Origin of the sequence: Rhodococcus sp. B7740 (assembly GCF_000954115.1) — a bacterium.
In the GTDB taxonomy this organism is placed as follows: Bacteria; Actinomycetota; Actinomycetes; order Mycobacteriales; family Mycobacteriaceae; genus Rhodococcoides.
In genome coordinates, this window is sequence record NZ_CP010797.1 from 4,515,056 (window position 1) to 4,531,020 (window position 15,965).

Genomic DNA, 15,965 nt, shown 5'->3' on the forward strand with positions numbered 1-15,965 from the left:
CCCTTGTGAACATGACAGATCAGACTCGCGCAAAGAAGGGACGCCGTAAGAGGCGTAGTGCGAGCCAGCTGTTCCTCGCGGCGCTCGTCGTGTTCGGCATCATCGCCAGTGTGTTGATGCTCTTCACCGAGAGCGTGCAGTGGATGAGAGTCGGTGTCCTTTCGGCGCTGTGGGCTGCGGTGATCGGTGCGTTCGCGATGACCAAATACCGGCGCGAGGCGGCCGCCGATCAGATCAAGGCCAAGGATCTGCAGACGGTCTACGAGTTGCAGTTGGCTCGGGAGATCTCGGCGCGACGCGAGTACGAGATGAACGTCGAAGCCAGGGTTCGCAGCGAATCGCAGCTCGAGATCGACGAGGTCGCAGCACTGCGCAACGAACTCGCTGCCCTCCGCCAGAACCTGCAGGTGCTCTTCGACGGCAATCTGCCCACCGAACGTGTCGCACTGCGTGCCGAAGCGATGAGGATGCAAGAACTCGGCGGACGCGGGTACGACAGCTACCAACCTGCGCCGTCCGGCCTGTACGTCCCCGGTCGCGGCAACGGTTCGATGGCACCGGGAACCGGCCTCAACGGAGTCGGAACTCCCTACGACGAGCCGGTCACAGCCGAGACGTCGGTGGTGTACCCCGAGGATCCGGACGAAATGCCGCAGGCCACGGCGTCCGCAGCGGCATCGTCGACTGCCGAATCGGCCCAGGATTCGTACGCCGAGGATTCGTTCGAGGAGACGAGTCACGACACGGACGCCTCCGACACGGACGCGGACCCGTACGAGCGACCTGCAGCACAGGCCCGTCCCTACGGTGCACCGAGACCGGCGGGGCGCGTGACGCCGCCCAGCTCCCCTTTCACCGCATACGACTTCGAGCAGACGCGTCGACCTGCGGCCGAGCCGGAACCCGAGGCGGAGCCAGAGCCGCAGGCCACAGCCGAGACCGAACACACGGAGGTCGATTCGGTCGGTTCGTACTCCACGGGTTCGTTCTCCGCGGACTCGTACTCGACAGACTCGTATTCCACGGAGTCCTATGCTGCGGATCCGTTCTCCGCGGAGCCGAACGTGCAATCCGAGAACGAGCCCGCCGCGGACCGGAACGGCGACGCCCTCTCTGAGTCTCGCGCCTCGCTGCGTGAATCGGCGGACGCGTTCTTCGCGGCCGACCACGACTACCGGACATCGGTTGAGGACACGTCCGTCTCGCCCCGACGCGGTCGTAGGCGCGCGGAGTCGACCGACGACGAGGATGCGTCGGGCGCACACTCGAACGGTCGATCCGTCGCCGAGATCATGGCCGGACTGCAAGGCGGAGGGTCCGGAGATGCGGCCACGACCGACCCGGGCACACGCCGCCGTCGCCGTCGCGCAGACTGAGAACCAGATCACACAGTTCTTCCATGGCCCGCGAGGGGCGCGGTCGCTATTGTTCCGTGCAGGACGTCCGGTACCCGCAGAGCGGGACTGGAACGAACGAGAGGAAATTTTCGGTGACCTCATCCGGGTTCACTGGTGGTCTGTCTCCGGCTCGCTTGACGGTAGGTGTCGTCTCGGCGGGACGGGTCGGTACCGCATTCGGTGAGGCGCTCGAACGCGTCGGGCACGTGGTCGTCGGTGCCGCTGCCGTGTCGGACGCGTCCATCACGCGGGTGCGTGAGCGGCTCCCCGAGTCCCAGGTGCTGCCCGTCGACGAGGTTGCTCGGCGCGCCGAACTGCTGATCCTGGCGGTACCGGACAGCGAGTTGGCATCGATCGTGGCGGGCCTGGCGTCCACCGGAGCGGTGGCACCGGGAAAGTTGGTGGTGCATACCTCCGGCGCGAACGGGATCTCGGTACTCGAGCCGCTGTCCGCTCTCGGTGCCGTGCCGTTGGCGATCCACCCGGCCATGACGTTCAGCGGCGGAGTCGAGGACACCGACCGGATGACGGCGGCGTGCTTCGGCATCACCGCAGGCGACGAGATCGGCTACGCGGTGGCGCAGGCCCTGGTGCTCGAGATCGGCGGCGAGCCGGTGCACGTGCCCGAGAACAATCGGCCGCTCTACCACGCCGCGCTCGCGCACGGCAGCAATCACCTCGTCACGCTTGTGGTCGACGCGGTCGAAGCGCTCCGAGTTGCATTGGCCGGACCGGGTTTTCCCGGTTCGGATTCCGAACGCGGTGTGCCCGAGCGTGTTCTGGCTCCACTGCTCGAAGCTGCGCTGGACAATGCCCTGCGCAACGGACAGTCGGCGCTCACCGGGCCGGTGGCCCGCGGCGATACCGCGGCCGTCGGCAAGCATCTCGACGTACTCGAATCCGTGGATTCGAGGATCGCAGCCGGATACCGCGCGCTGTCCTTGCGATCGGCGCAGCGGATCGGTGCCAAGGCAGACCTGATCGAACTTCTGGAAGGCAATCGATGACCCTCGCGGGCAGCTACACCAAGGGGCAGTTGACGGTTCACCACGATCCTGCGGTGATCACGTCGGTGTCGAAAGCACTTCGCGGCGTCGGGAAGCAGGTCGCTCTGGTTCCGACCATGGGCGCGCTGCACGCCGGGCACGTGCAGTTGGTGCGGCAGGCCAAGCTCACCGGTGCGGTGGTGATCGTGTCGATCTTCGTCAACCCGCTGCAGTTCGGTGTGGGTGAGGACCTCGAGGCCTACCCGCGCACCCTCGACGCCGATGTCGCGTTGCTGCGTGAGGAGGGCGTCGAACTGGTCTTCGCGCCGTCGGCGTCGGACATGTATCCGTCGGGTCCGCGCACCACCGTCAATCCCGGACCGCTCGGCGCAGAGCTCGAAGGCTCGAGCAGGCCAACGCATTTCGCCGGAATGCTCACCGTGGTGGCCAAGCTGCTGCAGATCGCGGCTCCGCATCGCGCGTACTTCGGCGAGAAGGACTACCAGCAACTGACATTGATCCGGCAGATGGTGCGCGATCTGAACTTCGACGTCGCCGTCATCGGGGTCCCGACGGTTCGCGAGCAGGACGGTCTTGCGCTGTCCTCGCGTAATCGCTACCTCGACCCCGAGCAGCGTGACGCCGCGATGGCGCTGTCGGCCGCGCTGGTCGCCGGGGCGCACGCCGCGGCCGGGGGAGTCGAGGCCATCATCGCCACTGCGCGTGCCGTTCTGGACGAGGCTCCGCTGGTGCAGGTCGACTACCTGGAGGTGCGCGACCCGCATCTCGGTCCGGCTCCCGAACGTGGGGACGGCAGACTGCTCGTGGCGGCCAAGGTCGGCACCACGAGATTGATCGACAATGTCGGTGTCGCAGTCGGCACCGGTTTTCTGGAGGCAGGAGTGGAGCCTGCGGAACGACCAGAAAAAATTAGTCCCGACGATCCGAAAAGCTGAGGGCACAACATGTTTCGAACAATGATGAAGTCCAAGATCCATCGCGCCACCGTCACGCACGCCGATCTGCACTACGTGGGCTCGGTGACCGTCGATCAGGATCTGATGGAGGCAGCCGACCTGCTCGAAGGCGAACAGGTCACCATCGTCGACATCGACAACGGTGCGCGGCTCGAAACGTACGTGATCACCGGTGAGCGCGGCAGCGGTGTCATCGGGATCAACGGCGCTGCAGCGCATCTGGTCGATCCGGGTGACCTGGTGATCCTGATCGCCTACGGCGTGATGAACGAGCAGGAGGTGGCCGACTACGCGCCGAGGGTGGTGTTCGTCGACGAGAAGAACCGGCCCGTCGAGCTGGGAAGCGATCCGGCTCATGCGCCCGCGGGCTCGGGTCTGATCACACCGCGCGATCTGCGGGCCGATTCCGTGCTGGTCTGATTCGATGCTCCTCGCGATCGATGTACGCAACACCAGTACCGTGGTCGGCCTGTTCACCGGCACCGGTGATCATTCGAAGCTACTGCGGGACTGGCGCATTCGCACCGACCCTCATGTGACGGCCGATGAACTGGCACTGATGCTGCGCGGCCTGCTGGGTGAGGACGCGGACCAGATCACCGGAGTCACCGCACTGTCGACCGTTCCGTCGGTGCTTCGGGAGATGCGGACGATGCTCGCGCGCTACTGGGATCACGTGGTGCACGTGATGGTCGAACCCGGCGTGCGGACCGGCGTGCCGTTGCTGGTCGACAATCCCAAGGAGGTCGGTGCCGATCGCATCGTCAATACCCTTGCCGCACACGACCTGTACGGAACGGCGTGCATCGTGGTGGATTTCGGAACCACCACCTGCGTCGACGTCGTCTCGGCCAAGGGGGAATTTCTCGGCGGTGCCATCGCTCCCGGGCTGGAGATGTCCGCGTCGGCCATGTCCACTCGCACGGCCACGCTGCGTGAGGTGGAGATGATCCGGCCCCGTTCGGTACTGGGCAAGAACACCGTGGAGTGCATCCAGTCGGGCACCATCTTCGGGTTCGCCGGTCTGGTCGACGGCCTCGTCGGGCGAATTCGACGAGAGGTTCCCGAGGTGACGGGCGCGGACGTCGCCATCATCGGTACCGGAGACATCGCAGCGTTGATCTTGCCCGAGTCGACGACCATCGAGCACCACGAACCCGACCTGACCCTCGAGGGGCTGCGTCTGGTCTACGAACGCAACATGGCCAAACGACGCCCCCGCTGAACGGCTGGCGCATCGTGCGATGGTGTGCCAGAATCGTCGTCGTGATGACGTGCATGGCCACCCAGGAGTGTTGTCGAGGCTGAACCCTGCCTCGTTCATACGCACCCCTGGAGTAGAGCTTCATGCTTTCCACACCTGTACTTTCCGTACCTTCGCGCACCCCTTTGTCGTCGCGCTCGGTCTCGACGCTTCCGACCCGGTTGCGCCCACCCGACCTGCTGCGCATCACCGACCAGGGCGCATCCGACGTCCTCGAGGGCCGCTTCGACCACCTGCTTCCCGGCGGCGGTCGCTGGCCGACCGACGAGCGTTGGGCCGCCCGACTGCATTCCGACGACGACCTCGACGTCTGGTTGATCAGCTGGGTTCCCGATCGTTCCACCGAACTGCACGATCACGCGGGATCGCTCGGTGCGCTCACCGTTCTCAGTGGCTCGCTTCTCGAATATCGTTGGGCCGGAACAGGACTGAAGGAGCGTCACCTCGACGCCGGTGATCAGGCGTCGTTCCCGCTCGGTTGGGTTCACGACGTGATGCACGATCCGGCGTCCACCACGACCGGCCCCACCCTCAGCGTGCACGCCTACTCGCCGCCCCTGACGGCGATGTCCTACTACGAAGTGACCGAACGGTCCACGCTGCGTCGCACCCGTAGCGAGCTCACCGACGAACCCGAGAAGGCCACGCTGTGACCATCCCCGCCATGACCATTGTCGAAATGCTCGAATCCGCACGCGAAACCATCGATCGAATGACCGTCTTCGAGCTGCGCGACGCCGTCGACCGCGGAGCCGTCGTCGTCGACATCCGGCCCCAGGCGCAGCGCGCCGTCGAGGGAACGCTGCCCGGGGCGCTCGCCATCGAACGCAACGTCCTCGAATGGCGTCTGGACCCGACGAGCGATGCGCGCCTGGCGATCGCCGTCGACCACGACGTCGAATGGATCGTCATCTGCTCCGAGGGTTACACCTCGTCTCTCGCCGCCGCGTCGCTCAAGCTGCTGGGTCTGCACCGGTCCACCGATCTGGTCGGCGGTTACCAGGCGCTGAAGTCGGCAGGACTGCTCGGTGTGCTCACGCAGGCGAAGCACTGCGTCCGTGAGGCCGAGGCCGTCGCTGCGCACTGATCGTCCGCACCGGATCGGACTGTAAAGTGTGTGCGCGTGACTGACACAGATTCCACCCAGCAGGCCGACGACACCCCGGAGCAACTACGGATTCGTCGTGCCAAGCGCGCCGCGCTGCTCGAGCGTGGGGTCGAGGCGTATCCGGTGTCGGTTCCACGCACGCACTCCTTGCTCGAGATCAGGACCGAATTTCCCGAACTCGAACCCGACACGACGACCGGTCTGGTCGTCGGCGTCGTAGGCCGGGTCATCTTCGTGCGCAACACCGGAAAGCTGTGTTTCGCCACGCTGCAGGAGGGCGACGGCACTCAGCTGCAGGCCATGATCAGCCTGGCAGGTGTCGGCGAGGACGCTCTCGCACAGTGGAAGTCCGATGTCGATCTCGGCGACTTCGTGTTCGTGCACGGCGAGGTGATCAGCTCCCGCCGCGGCGAGCTGTCCGTGATGGCCGACGCGTGGCAGATCGCATCGAAGTCGTTGCGTCCGTTGCCCGTCGCGCACAAGGAGCTGAACGAAGAGACGCGCATTCGGCAGCGGTATCTGGATCTGATCACGCGTCCGGAGGCCAGGGAAACCGCCCGCAAGCGCATCGCCGTCGTTCGGGAACTACGCAACGCACTCGAGCGTCGCGGCTTCCTCGAGGTCGAGACTCCGATGTTGCAGACCTTGCACGGCGGCGCGGCGGCTCGGCCGTTCGTCACCCATTCCAATGCCATGGACACCGACCTCTACCTCCGGATCGCGCCGGAACTGTTTCTCAAGCGCTGCGTCGTCGGCGGCATCGAGAAGGTGTTCGAGATCAACCGGAACTTCCGCAACGAGGGTGCCGACTCCTCGCATTCGCCGGAGTTTGCGATGCTCGAGACATACGAGGCCTACGGGACGTACGACGACTCGGCGAAAATGACGCGTGAACTCGTCCAGGAAGTGGCCATGGCCGCACTCGGGTCCACAGTCGTCACGCTGCCCGACGGCACCACCTACGACCTCGGCGGCGAGTGGACGACGCTCGAGATGTACCCGTCGTTGTCCGAATCGCTCGGGTTCGACGTCACCCCCGACACCACCGTCGACGAACTGCTCGCGATCGCCGACAAGGTCGGGGTGGAGGTGCCGCGCAAGGACGGCGTCCCGATCTACGGCCACGGCAAGCTCGTCGAGGAACTGTGGGAACACCAGGTCGGCGACGCCTTGACCGAGCCCACGTTCGTCCGTGACTTCCCGGTCGAGACGTCCCCGCTGACGCGTCAGCATCGCAGCAAGCCCGGCGTCACCGAGAAGTGGGATCTCTACGTTCGCGGATTCGAGTTGGCCACCGGCTACTCCGAACTGGTCGACCCGATCATCCAGCGTGAGCGTTTCGAGGATCAGGCGCGTCAGGCCGCGGCAGGCGACGACGAGGCCATGGTGCTCGACGAGGACTTCCTCGCCGCGATGGAACAGGGCATGCCGCCGACCACCGGAACCGGCATGGGCATCGACCGCCTGCTGATGGCGCTGACCGGCTTGGGGATCCGCGAAACTATCCTGTTCCCCATCGTCAAGCCTTCCCAGGCCTGATCGAACGGTGAAGAGCTGTTCGCCAGCAGCGGACAGTGAACGGGAAACGTTTTGCATAGTGCCTGCGTTATGAACAATAAGCAGGCAAGGCAGTCCGCACACGTGGGCCGTCGCGCAGCATTTCAGGGGTGGAGGGTCGGCGTTCGTCACGTCGGCCAACTACAGTGAGAAGCAGTCTTACCTTCAAATGCACAAGCGACCCGGCGTGTTGGACACTGCGGCGCTAGAAGAACTGGTGGGCGAGCTACCACCCGCCAAGAAGTGAGGGAGAGCGATGTTCGAGAGGTTCACCGATCGCGCGCGGCGTGTTGTCGTCCTGGCTCAAGAAGAAGCCCGGATGCTCAACCACAACTACATCGGCACGGAGCACATTCTGCTCGGCCTCATCCACGAGGGCGAAGGCGTCGCAGCCAAGTCTCTCGAGTCGCTGGGCATCTCCCTCGAAGGAGTACGCAGCCAGGTAGAGGAGATCATCGGTCAGGGTCAGCAGGCTCCGTCCGGTCACATTCCGTTCACCCCGCGCGCCAAGAAAGTACTCGAGCTCAGCCTGCGTGAAGCACTGCAGCTCGGCCACAACTACATCGGCACCGAGCACATTCTGCTGGGACTGATCCGCGAAGGCGAAGGCGTCGCAGCTCAGGTTCTGGTCAAGCTCGGAGCCGACCTCAACCGCGTGCGTCAGCAGGTCATCCAGCTGCTGTCGGGCTACCAGGGCAAGGAGCCGTCCGAGAGCGGCAGCGGCCGCGGCGAGGCGGGCACCCCGTCGACGTCACTGGTTCTCGACCAGTTCGGCCGCAACCTCACCCAGGCCGCGCTCGAAGGCAAGCTCGACCCGGTCATCGGTCGCGCGAAGGAAATCGAGCGCGTCATGCAGGTGCTGTCGCGTCGCACCAAGAACAACCCGGTCCTCATCGGCGAGCCCGGTGTCGGTAAGACCGCAGTCGTCGAAGGCCTGGCTCAGGCCATCGTCAACGGCGAGGTTCCCGAGACGCTCAAGGACAAGCAGCTCTACACCCTCGACCTCGGCTCGCTCGTGGCCGGCAGCCGGTACCGCGGTGACTTCGAGGAGCGCCTGAAGAAGGTGCTCAAGGAGATCAACACCCGCGGCGACATCATCCTGTTCATCGACGAGCTCCACACGCTCGTCGGCGCAGGTGCCGCCGAAGGTGCCATCGACGCAGCATCGATCCTCAAGCCCAAGCTGGCTCGTGGCGAACTGCAGACCATCGGTGCCACCACCCTCGACGAGTACCGCAAGTACATCGAGAAGGACGCCGCACTCGAGCGTCGTTTCCAGCCCGTCCAGGTCGGCGAGCCGACCGTCGAGCACACCATCGAGATCCTCAAGGGTCTGCGCGATCGCTACGAGGCACACCACCGCGTCTCGATCACCGACGGTGCCCTCGTAGCTGCCGCCACTCTGGCCGACCGGTACATCAACGACCGGTTCCTGCCCGACAAGGCAATCGACCTCATCGACGAAGCAGGCGCGCGGATGCGCATCCGCCGGATGACCGCGCCGCCAGACCTGCGCGAGTTCGACGACAAGATCGCCGACGCGCGCCGGGAGAAGGAATCGGCCATCGACGCACAGGACTTCGAGAAGGCCGCGAACCTGCGCGACAAGGAGAAGACGCTCGTCGGTCAGCGCGCCGAGCGGGAGAAGCAGTGGCGCTCCGGTGACCTCGACGTCATCGCCGAGGTGGACGACGAGCAGATCGCCGAGGTTCTGGGTAACTGGACCGGCATCCCCGTCTTCAAGCTCACCGAGGAAGAGACCACTCGTCTGCTCCGCATGGAGGACGAACTGCACAAGCGGATCATCGGTCAGGTCGAGGCAGTCAAGGCCGTCTCGAAGGCGATCCGTCGTACCCGTGCAGGACTGAAGGACCCGAAGCGTCCGTCGGGCTCGTTCATCTTCGCCGGCCCGTCCGGTGTCGGTAAGACCGAGCTGTCGAAGGCTCTGGCGAACTTCCTCTTCGGCGAGGACGACGCACTCATCCAGATCGACATGGGCGAGTTCCACGACCGCTTCACCGCGTCGCGCCTGTTCGGTGCTCCTCCCGGATACGTCGGGTACGAAGAGGGCGGCCAGCTCACCGAGAAGGTCCGTCGCAAGCCGTTCTCCGTCGTGCTGTTCGACGAGATCGAGAAGGCCCACCAGGAGATCTACAACACCCTCCTGCAGGTGCTCGAAGACGGTCGTCTCACCGACGGCCAGGGACGCACGGTCGACTTCAAGAACACCGTGCTGATCTTCACCTCGAACCTCGGTACCTCGGACATCTCGAAGGCAGTCGGCCTCGGCTTCTCCTCGGGCGAAGGCACCGGATCGAACTACGAGCGGATGAAGCTCAAGGTCAACGACGAGCTGAAGAAGCACTTCCGCCCCGAGTTCCTCAACCGTATCGACGACATCGTCGTGTTCCACCAGCTCACCAAGGACGAGATCATCCAGATGGTCGATCTCATGCTCAACCGAGTCGAAGGTGCGCTCAAGAACAAGGACATGGCGATCGAGGTCACCGAGAAGGCGAAGTCGTTGCTCGCCAAGCGCGGATTCGATCCCGTCCTGGGTGCGCGGCCACTGCGTCGCACCATCCAGCGCGAGATCGAGGACCAGCTGTCGGAGAAGATCCTCTTCGGCGAGATCGAAGCCGGCCAGATCATCCTGGTCGACGTCGAGAACTGGGACGGCGAAGGCGCAGGCGAGGACGCGAAGTTCACCTTCCGCGGTGAGAAGAAGGCGATCATCGTCCCCGACGAGGTCCCGGTCGACCTGGCCAAGGCCACCGGAGACAGCGACAGCGAGTAGCTCCACCAGCTCCGTACAACGGGCGATCCTCTTTCGAGAGGATCGCCCGTTGTCGTCTGTCCACCCGCCCGCTTACCCACCCGCCCACCCGCCCACCCGCACAGCCCGCCCACCCACCCCCGTTCGCGTCAATGGACCATTGCACCCTTCAGACGTATGTAGTGGTCCATTCACGCAGATCAGCTACGCGGGTGAATGGCACATTGCAGCGCTCAGACGTGTGCAGTGGTCCATTGACGCAGGACCCGAGCGCCGAGGGCAACGGCAATGACAACAAGTTCGGCGAGCAGGATCCAGAACAGCAGCGCGATGTCTGGAGCCCAGCGGGCCAGTGTCGAGATCGGCGCATCGGCGAGTGCGGGCAGCGAAAAGTACAGCAGTCCAGCTGCGCCGAGGGCGGCCAGTGCATGCGCGGGTGCCCATCGTCCGGGAGCGGTTCGGAATCCGAGGAGCGCTCTGGTCGCACAGATCGCCAACAGCACCGCGAGGGTGGTCGACGCGATCAGTGCAACTTCGTACGGACCGAAGCCGGCGGTAGGAGGGTCATCCATGCCGAGTCGCGCGAGCACGAGGGAGCGGGCAGCCGAGGCCAGAGCATCGGCCTCGAGTTCGCCGTATCTGTTGGTCGCGAACACCACTGCCAGGTGTCGTTCCGGAACGAGTGCGACGTGAGTGAAATAGCCGGGGACCGCCCCGGAATGCCACCGCATCTCGGTACCGTCGGGCAGCGTTTCGACGTACCACCCGTATCCGTACGCCGCCCCCGAACCCGTCGGCACCGTATCCGGACTGTTCGACGCCGGAGCGGTCAGTTGCCTGGATGCATAGCGTGAGAGTTCGTCGATGGAACCGCTCAGGTAGCCTTAACCCATTCCTGCGGAGTCGATTCCGGTATCGATTCTTCGGGGGAAGGTGAAGAACGGTACGTGGCCGGGTGCGACGGTGTCTGCGGTGTGCACCCCGGTCTCACGGGCGACGACGTCGGCGAAAGGTTCTGACGGCGCTCATCGAAATTCCCCACTAGCGCTCATCGAAATTCCCCACCCGTGTGGCACCGCCAACGAGGGCGGGTCTCCAACGAAGCTGATGGTCTCTGACCACGCACCAGCTATCCGAAGGAGACCCGCTCCTCATGCTTACACAGGAGGAAGATGTGGAAATCAACGCCTTGCACAAACGAGGCTGGAAGATCGCGGACATCGCGCGTCACACCGGCCGCGACCGCAAGACCATCAGGTCGTACCTGAACGGCACCACCACTCCCGGGGTGCGTAAACGCAGCGCACCGGACCCATTCGAGGTGTTCCTCGCCTACGTCACTGCACGTCTGATCGACGACCCACACCTGTGGGTCCGCACGCTCTGCGACGAACTCGAGGACCTCGGCTATCTGATGTCGTATCAAACGCTGCACCGCAAGATCCGCGAACTCAAACTCCGGCCGATCTGCCAAGCGTGCCTGACGGCCACCGAAAGACCCAACGCGGTCATCGAACACCCGCCAGGGGAAGAGACACAATGGGATTGGGTCGATCTACCCAACCCACCCGCCTCGTGGGGCTGGGGATCGATGGCCCACCTGTTCGTCGGAACTCTGGCGTGTTCGGGCAAATGGCGCGGCGTCCTCGCACCGAACATGACCCAACCACATGTCGTCGACGGACTCGACCGGATCTGCCGAGGCCTCGGCGGGATCAGCCGAGTCTGGCGGTTCGACCGAATGGCCACAGTCTGCCACCCCGAGTCCGGCCGGGTCACCGCCAGCTTCACCGGCGTCGCGAAACATTACGGTGTCTCCGTTGCGATCTGCCCACCGAGGCGCGGCAACCGCAAAGGTGCAGTGGAGAAGTCCAATCACACTGCAGCGCAGCGGTGGTGGCGAAATCTCTCCGACGATCTGAGCGTCGAGCAAGCCCAAGCGAGCCTCGATCGGTTCTGCAGTCTGCGCGGCGATACTCGCTTGCGGCCGACGAAGGACGGCAAAACTTCGGTAGCGACGATCGCCACCGCCGAAGGACTGCATCCGATGCCGCCGTCCGCGTATCCCGCGATCCTGTCCACTCATCGAGTCGTATCCCGGCAGGCGTTGGTGTCCTACCGCGGCAACCGCTACTCAGTGCCGCCCGAGCTCGCGTCCGCGCAGGTCACCGTCACCCACGTTCTCGGGACCGACGTCATCGACATCGTCACCACCTCGGGTATCGCCATCGCCCGGCACCGGCTGGCGGCCGATGGGACCGGGGCGATGGTCCGCGATCACGGCCACATCTACGCCCTCGAGCAAGCAGCGATGGCCGGCGCGAACACCGGACGTCCGCACCGCCGCAAGGAACGTATTCCGCCCGGACCGGACGCACTCGCCGCTGCAGAGAAGCTCCGAACAACAACCAGTGCAACATATCCCGACGCAGCGGACAGATCGGAAAACGACAGTCACGCAACCGAATCCGATACCGCAGGAGCGATTATCTACGACCTGTCGATCTATGAACGCGCCGCACACGGAAGGAACACCCTGTCATGACCGACCAGAAAGCTGCCACGAACGCCGACCGGTTACCGGCCCCGAACACCGCCGCTGCAGCCAGCCTTTACCAACGCCTGCGGGGGCATCTCGCTGTCCTGAAACTTCACGACGCCGCCGAAGCGCTGCCGTCGGTCCTCGATCAAGCAGCCGCCGAAGAACTGTCGATGACCGCGGCGTTGGACCGGTTGCTCTCGATCGAGGTCGAGGCCACCGAAGCCCGCCGACTGAACGGCAGACTCCGATTCGCGTGCCTGCCGACACCGGCATCGCTCGAGGACTTCGACTACGACGCAGCCGCTGGTGTCGACAGGAAGTTGATCGAGGAGTTGGCGACCTGCCGATACTTGGAGACAGCGACGAATGTGCTGCTCATCGGCCCGCCCGGGGTCGGCAAAACGCATCTGTCGGTCGGGCTGGCGCGTGCCGCAGCTCATGCCGGCTATCGAACGTATTTCACCACCGCAGCTGATCTCGCTGCCCGCTGTCATCGAGCCGCTCTCGAAGGAAGGTGGGCTACGACGATGCGGTTCTACGCTGGACCGACACTTCTCGTCGTTGATGAACTCGGCTACCTACCGTTGCCCGGCGAGGCAGCGTCGGCGTTGTTTCAGGTTGTCTCGCAACGGTATATGAAGACGTCGATCGTGATGACCACCAACCGTGGCGTGGGATCGTGGGGTGAAGTGCTCGGTGACAACACCGTCGCAGCAGCCATGCTCGACCGGCTTCTGCATCGATCCGTCGTGCTCAACCTCGACGGTGATTCCTACCGTCTCCGAGACCACAACGCCAGATCGGAGAAGCTCCGCAAAGCCACCACAGGAACCCGCCAACCACTACAGTGAAGTTCGCTCACGAGTGGGGAATTTCGGTGAGCGCGGTTGGGGAATTTCGCTGAGCCTCGTCAGTTCGGCGGTGGCCTTCTCGACGATCGCTTGCAGCAGTAGGTAGTTCAGGCTCGAGTAACGGAAGGTGCCGCGTTCGGCGGCCCTGACGTCCAGGGCGGGGAGGATGTCGAGCGCTCGCTCCGTGCGCCCCCACACGTCCAGTTCGGTCACATCGTGCGGGAGGCCGCTCGTGTGGTGGATCAGGTCGTCGATCGTGACGTTGTCCGGAAGGATCGAATCGCTTTCCGGCAGAATCGAATTCACGGATCCGTCCAGCGTCAGGGCTCGGTTTTCGGCGAGTGAGTACACCGTGGCCGCCGTCACCGACTTCGATACCGAACCCCACACGAACGGAGTCGTCTCGTCGATCGGCGCACCGTCTCCGTCCACCCCGTACTCGACGTTCTCCAAGACTTCGTGCTCGGAGACGACGCGGAATGCGACTCCCGGCAGTCCGAGTTCGTCTGCAACGGCTCGGATGTCCGACGCCACGCCGGGGTCCGGTGGGGTGGGGGAGCCTGCGGTCAGGACTGCTACGACGGTCAGCAGGGCGTGGACGATGCGCATGATTGGAGTGAATCAACCTCATCGCGGTCGACGCCTCGGTGAACACCCTGATTTCACACCTGAGATCAGCTTCCGCCTATCGGGTCGTTCCTGCAAGCTCCACTCCTGCGCGGACGAGGCCTGCGATCCAGGGCATCACGTCGTCGTAGGCCGCCAGGGATCCGGGTAGGTGGTTCGCGCCCTCCACCGGGATGGCCGGCAGATCGTATTCGCGGTAGGTGACGTCTGCGCCCAGATCGCGCCAGCGCCCGAGCAGGGTGCGGCTCTGCTCGACGGGCACGGTGTCGTCCTCGACTGCGTGCGAGAGATACACCGGCATGGCAGGGGCGATGCGCCCGACGGTGTTCGTCTCGGTGATCTCGGCCAGCACCGGGTTGCTCAGTTGCTCGGTCAGTGGTCGGCCGTCGCGGGTGAGCTCGGTCGTTCGTACGGTTGCGGTGGCCGCGGGGTCGGTGGTGCACCAGTTCTGTGCGGCGTCGAGCGCGGCGATCCCGTCGGAGTCGAAGAGGTCGCGGATGCCTGCCGCTCGTTCCGGGTAGGCGTTGATCATCCCGTCGACCGTGAAGAGCGCGGCGCTACCGAGGCGGGTGTTGTCGAGCGTGTCGATGTTGAGGGTCGGATCCGCCGGTGGCGCACCGACGTACGCGCCCCGGACGTTCAGCTCGGGAGCGTAGGTGGAGGCGAGTTCGGCAGCGGATGCGGACGCGAACCCGCCTTCGGAGTAGCCGAACAGCACCACCGGGGTGGTCGGCTCGACGTCCGCGGTTCTGGCGGCGTCCAGCAGCGCACGGCCCGAGGCGACTCGGTTCAGGTACGTGTGCCCGCCGGGGGTGCCCAGGCCCTGGTAGTCGGTCGCGACGACGCGATATCCGGCCAACAGCAGCGGCAGGATGGCCGGGGACGAACCGACTGTCCCGAGAACAGCCGATCCGGCGCAGCGGTCCGCCATACCGGAGGTGCCGGGCGCGTACGCGATCACCGGCCGGGGTCCGGGGCCGACCCACGGAGCGGTAGGGGTCATGGTGTAGCCGGATACGACCATGGGCTGATCGTGTGTGTCGGTGGACCGATAGAGAATCCGCTCGATGTCGAATCCGAGACCGAACCCTTTGGGCGAGTTGACGGGCAGGCTTCGGACCACCTCGCCGAGCGTCGCGCTGTCGACCGCCGCAACCGGCGCGTCGTAGAACTCCGTCAGAGGGCTCGCGCCGGCCGTCGGCGTCGAGAATCCGGCGATCGCGATCGACAGGATCGCGGTTGCCACGATCGTCGCTGCGCGCGGGCAGTTCCTCGATTGTCGCACCCGTCGTGTCGACATCTTCGCACTCGGTAGCCCGGTCACCCCGCTGACGTTAGCCTGAGAAACAGGCCCACAGAGGGTCGACTACGAAAGGATTCGGTTCGATGCCAACTCGTACTTCACGCACAGCTTGGAACGGAACGCTGGAACAAGGTTCCGGTCAGGTCGAGCTGTCCAGTTCCGGCGCGGCGACTTTCGATGTGTCGTTTCCCAAGCGCGCCGCCGAGAACGCCGACGGCACCACCAGTCCCGAGGAATTGATCGCCGCGGCTCACTCGAGTTGCTATGCGATGCAGTTGTCGGCGTTGATCGCCGAGGCGGGCGGCACCCCACAGAGTCTCGAGGTCACCGCCGATGTCTCGCTGGGTCCCGATGAACCGGGTTTCAAGCTGACCGGCATCAAACTCACCGTGCGGGGCGAGGTCGAGGGTCTCGATGCAGACGGGTTCGCGAAGGCGGCTCAGGCGGCAAAGGAAACCTGCCCCGTCAGCAAGGCTCTCACCGGTGTCGAGATCACATTGGACGCGGCTCTCGAAAGCTGAACGGACAAATCGCCCGATGTGAGACTGGCGAACGATCGTCAGGTTTGAAATAGTTC

Annotated in this window: 15 protein-coding genes; 12 read left to right on the top strand and 3 right to left on the bottom strand. The window is 64.8% G+C overall.

Going from position 1 to position 15,965, the window contains the following annotated elements; genetic code table 11:
* Window positions 1-11 precede the first annotated feature (11 nt).
* The 9 genes from NY08_RS21005 to NY08_RS21045 all read left to right on the top strand — a co-directional run bounded on the left by NY08_RS21005 (window position 12) and on the right by NY08_RS21045 (window position 10,086).
* Window positions 12-1,376: a DUF6779 domain-containing protein gene (locus NY08_RS21005; RefSeq protein WP_045200892.1), complete on the top strand. Its 1,365-nt coding sequence runs from the start codon at window positions 12-14 to the stop codon at window positions 1,374-1,376.
* Window positions 1,377-1,489: 113 nt separating this feature from the next.
* Complete coding sequence (locus NY08_RS21010) at window positions 1,490-2,404, top strand: Rossmann-like and DUF2520 domain-containing protein (protein WP_032395166.1); 915 nt, start codon at window positions 1,490-1,492, stop codon at window positions 2,402-2,404.
* The gene (gene panC, locus NY08_RS21015) at window positions 2,401-3,339 is read left to right on the top strand and encodes a pantoate--beta-alanine ligase (RefSeq protein ID WP_045198588.1); all 939 of its coding nucleotides are present in this window, start codon (window positions 2,401-2,403) and stop codon (window positions 3,337-3,339) included. Before NY08_RS21010 ends, panC begins: the two co-directional genes overlap by 4 nt.
* 9 nt (window positions 3,340-3,348) lie before the next feature.
* Window positions 3,349-3,780 carry an aspartate 1-decarboxylase gene (gene panD, locus NY08_RS21020; RefSeq protein ID WP_032395164.1) on the top strand — a complete coding sequence of 144 codons (432 nt, stop codon included), beginning with the start codon at window positions 3,349-3,351 and terminating at the stop codon, window positions 3,778-3,780.
* Between the two features lie 4 nt (window positions 3,781-3,784).
* A complete protein-coding gene (locus NY08_RS21025) occupies window positions 3,785-4,585 on the top strand; it encodes a type III pantothenate kinase (RefSeq protein WP_045198590.1) in 801 nt (266 codons plus the stop codon).
* A 122-nt stretch (window positions 4,586-4,707) separates the two neighbouring features.
* On the top strand, window positions 4,708-5,277 hold the full coding sequence (locus NY08_RS21030; RefSeq protein WP_032395162.1) for a cysteine dioxygenase: 570 nt from the start codon (window positions 4,708-4,710) through the stop codon (window positions 5,275-5,277).
* Between the two features lie 11 nt (window positions 5,278-5,288).
* The gene (locus NY08_RS21035; RefSeq protein WP_045200894.1) at window positions 5,289-5,711 is read left to right on the top strand and encodes a rhodanese-like domain-containing protein; all 423 of its coding nucleotides are present in this window, start codon (window positions 5,289-5,291) and stop codon (window positions 5,709-5,711) included.
* 36 nt (window positions 5,712-5,747) lie between these two features.
* Window positions 5,748-7,271 carry a lysine--tRNA ligase gene (gene lysS, locus NY08_RS21040; RefSeq protein WP_045198592.1) on the top strand — a complete coding sequence of 508 codons (1,524 nt, stop codon included), beginning with the start codon at window positions 5,748-5,750 and terminating at the stop codon, window positions 7,269-7,271.
* A 274-nt stretch (window positions 7,272-7,545) separates the two neighbouring features.
* Window positions 7,546-10,086 (top strand): ATP-dependent Clp protease ATP-binding subunit, encoded by a 2,541-nt coding sequence (locus NY08_RS21045; protein ID WP_032380134.1) that lies wholly within the window; start codon window positions 7,546-7,548, stop codon window positions 10,084-10,086.
* A gap of 212 nt (window positions 10,087-10,298) precedes the next feature.
* Here NY08_RS21045 and NY08_RS21050 read toward each other — a convergent pair whose 3' ends face one another.
* Entirely contained in the window at window positions 10,299-10,943 is a 645-nt protein-coding gene (locus NY08_RS21050; RefSeq protein ID WP_082073906.1) for a serine hydrolase, read from the bottom strand.
* 275 nt (window positions 10,944-11,218) lie between these two features.
* Between NY08_RS21050 and NY08_RS21055 the strand changes: the two genes are divergently transcribed.
* Window positions 11,219-12,610: a Mu transposase domain-containing protein gene (locus NY08_RS21055; RefSeq protein WP_045194499.1), complete on the top strand. Its 1,392-nt coding sequence runs from the start codon at window positions 11,219-11,221 to the stop codon at window positions 12,608-12,610.
* On the top strand, window positions 12,607-13,458 hold the full coding sequence (gene istB, locus NY08_RS21060; protein ID WP_045194497.1) for an IS21-like element helper ATPase IstB: 852 nt from the start codon (window positions 12,607-12,609) through the stop codon (window positions 13,456-13,458). Before NY08_RS21055 ends, istB begins: the two co-directional genes overlap by 4 nt.
* Here istB and NY08_RS21065 read toward each other — a convergent pair.
* Window positions 13,450-14,067 (bottom strand): serine hydrolase domain-containing protein, encoded by a 618-nt coding sequence (locus NY08_RS21065; RefSeq protein WP_052683897.1) that lies wholly within the window; start codon window positions 14,065-14,067, stop codon window positions 13,450-13,452. The genes istB and NY08_RS21065 overlap by 9 nt on opposite strands.
* Before the next feature lie 76 nt (window positions 14,068-14,143).
* A complete protein-coding gene (locus tag NY08_RS21070; protein WP_045198598.1) occupies window positions 14,144-15,331 on the bottom strand; it encodes a lipase family protein in 1,188 nt (395 codons plus the stop codon).
* 140 nt (window positions 15,332-15,471) lie between these two features.
* Here NY08_RS21070 and NY08_RS21075 point away from each other — a divergent pair, with 140 nt between their 5' ends.
* Entirely contained in the window at window positions 15,472-15,909 is a 438-nt protein-coding gene (locus NY08_RS21075) for an OsmC family protein (protein ID WP_032397201.1), read from the top strand.
* The last annotated feature ends 56 nt before the right edge of the window (window positions 15,910-15,965 follow it).

Bases quoted from the DNA above. Each gene is read 5' to 3' on its own strand.
- NY08_RS21025 (WP_045198590.1), top strand. From the start codon at position 3,785: ATGCTCCTCGCGATCGATGTACGCAACACCAGTACCGTGGTCGGCCTG.
- NY08_RS21030 (WP_032395162.1), top strand. From the start codon at position 4,708: ATGCTTTCCACACCTGTACTTTCCGTACCTTCGCGCACCCCTTTGTCG.
- NY08_RS21035 (WP_045200894.1), top strand. From the start codon at position 5,289: ATGACCATTGTCGAAATGCTCGAATCCGCACGCGAAACCATCGATCGA.
- panD (WP_032395164.1), top strand. From the start codon at position 3,349: ATGTTTCGAACAATGATGAAGTCCAAGATCCATCGCGCCACCGTCACG.
- NY08_RS21065 (WP_052683897.1), bottom strand. From the start codon at position 14,067: ATGCGCATCGTCCACGCCCTGCTGACCGTCGTAGCAGTCCTGACCGCA.
- NY08_RS21055 (WP_045194499.1), top strand. From the start codon at position 11,219: ATGCTTACACAGGAGGAAGATGTGGAAATCAACGCCTTGCACAAACGA.
- NY08_RS21075 (WP_032397201.1), top strand. From the start codon at position 15,472: ATGCCAACTCGTACTTCACGCACAGCTTGGAACGGAACGCTGGAACAA.
- NY08_RS21045 (WP_032380134.1), top strand. From the start codon at position 7,546: ATGTTCGAGAGGTTCACCGATCGCGCGCGGCGTGTTGTCGTCCTGGCT.
- panC (WP_045198588.1), top strand. From the start codon at position 2,401: ATGACCCTCGCGGGCAGCTACACCAAGGGGCAGTTGACGGTTCACCAC.
- NY08_RS21005 (WP_045200892.1), top strand. From the start codon at position 12: ATGACAGATCAGACTCGCGCAAAGAAGGGACGCCGTAAGAGGCGTAGT.
- istB (WP_045194497.1), top strand. From the start codon at position 12,607: ATGACCGACCAGAAAGCTGCCACGAACGCCGACCGGTTACCGGCCCCG.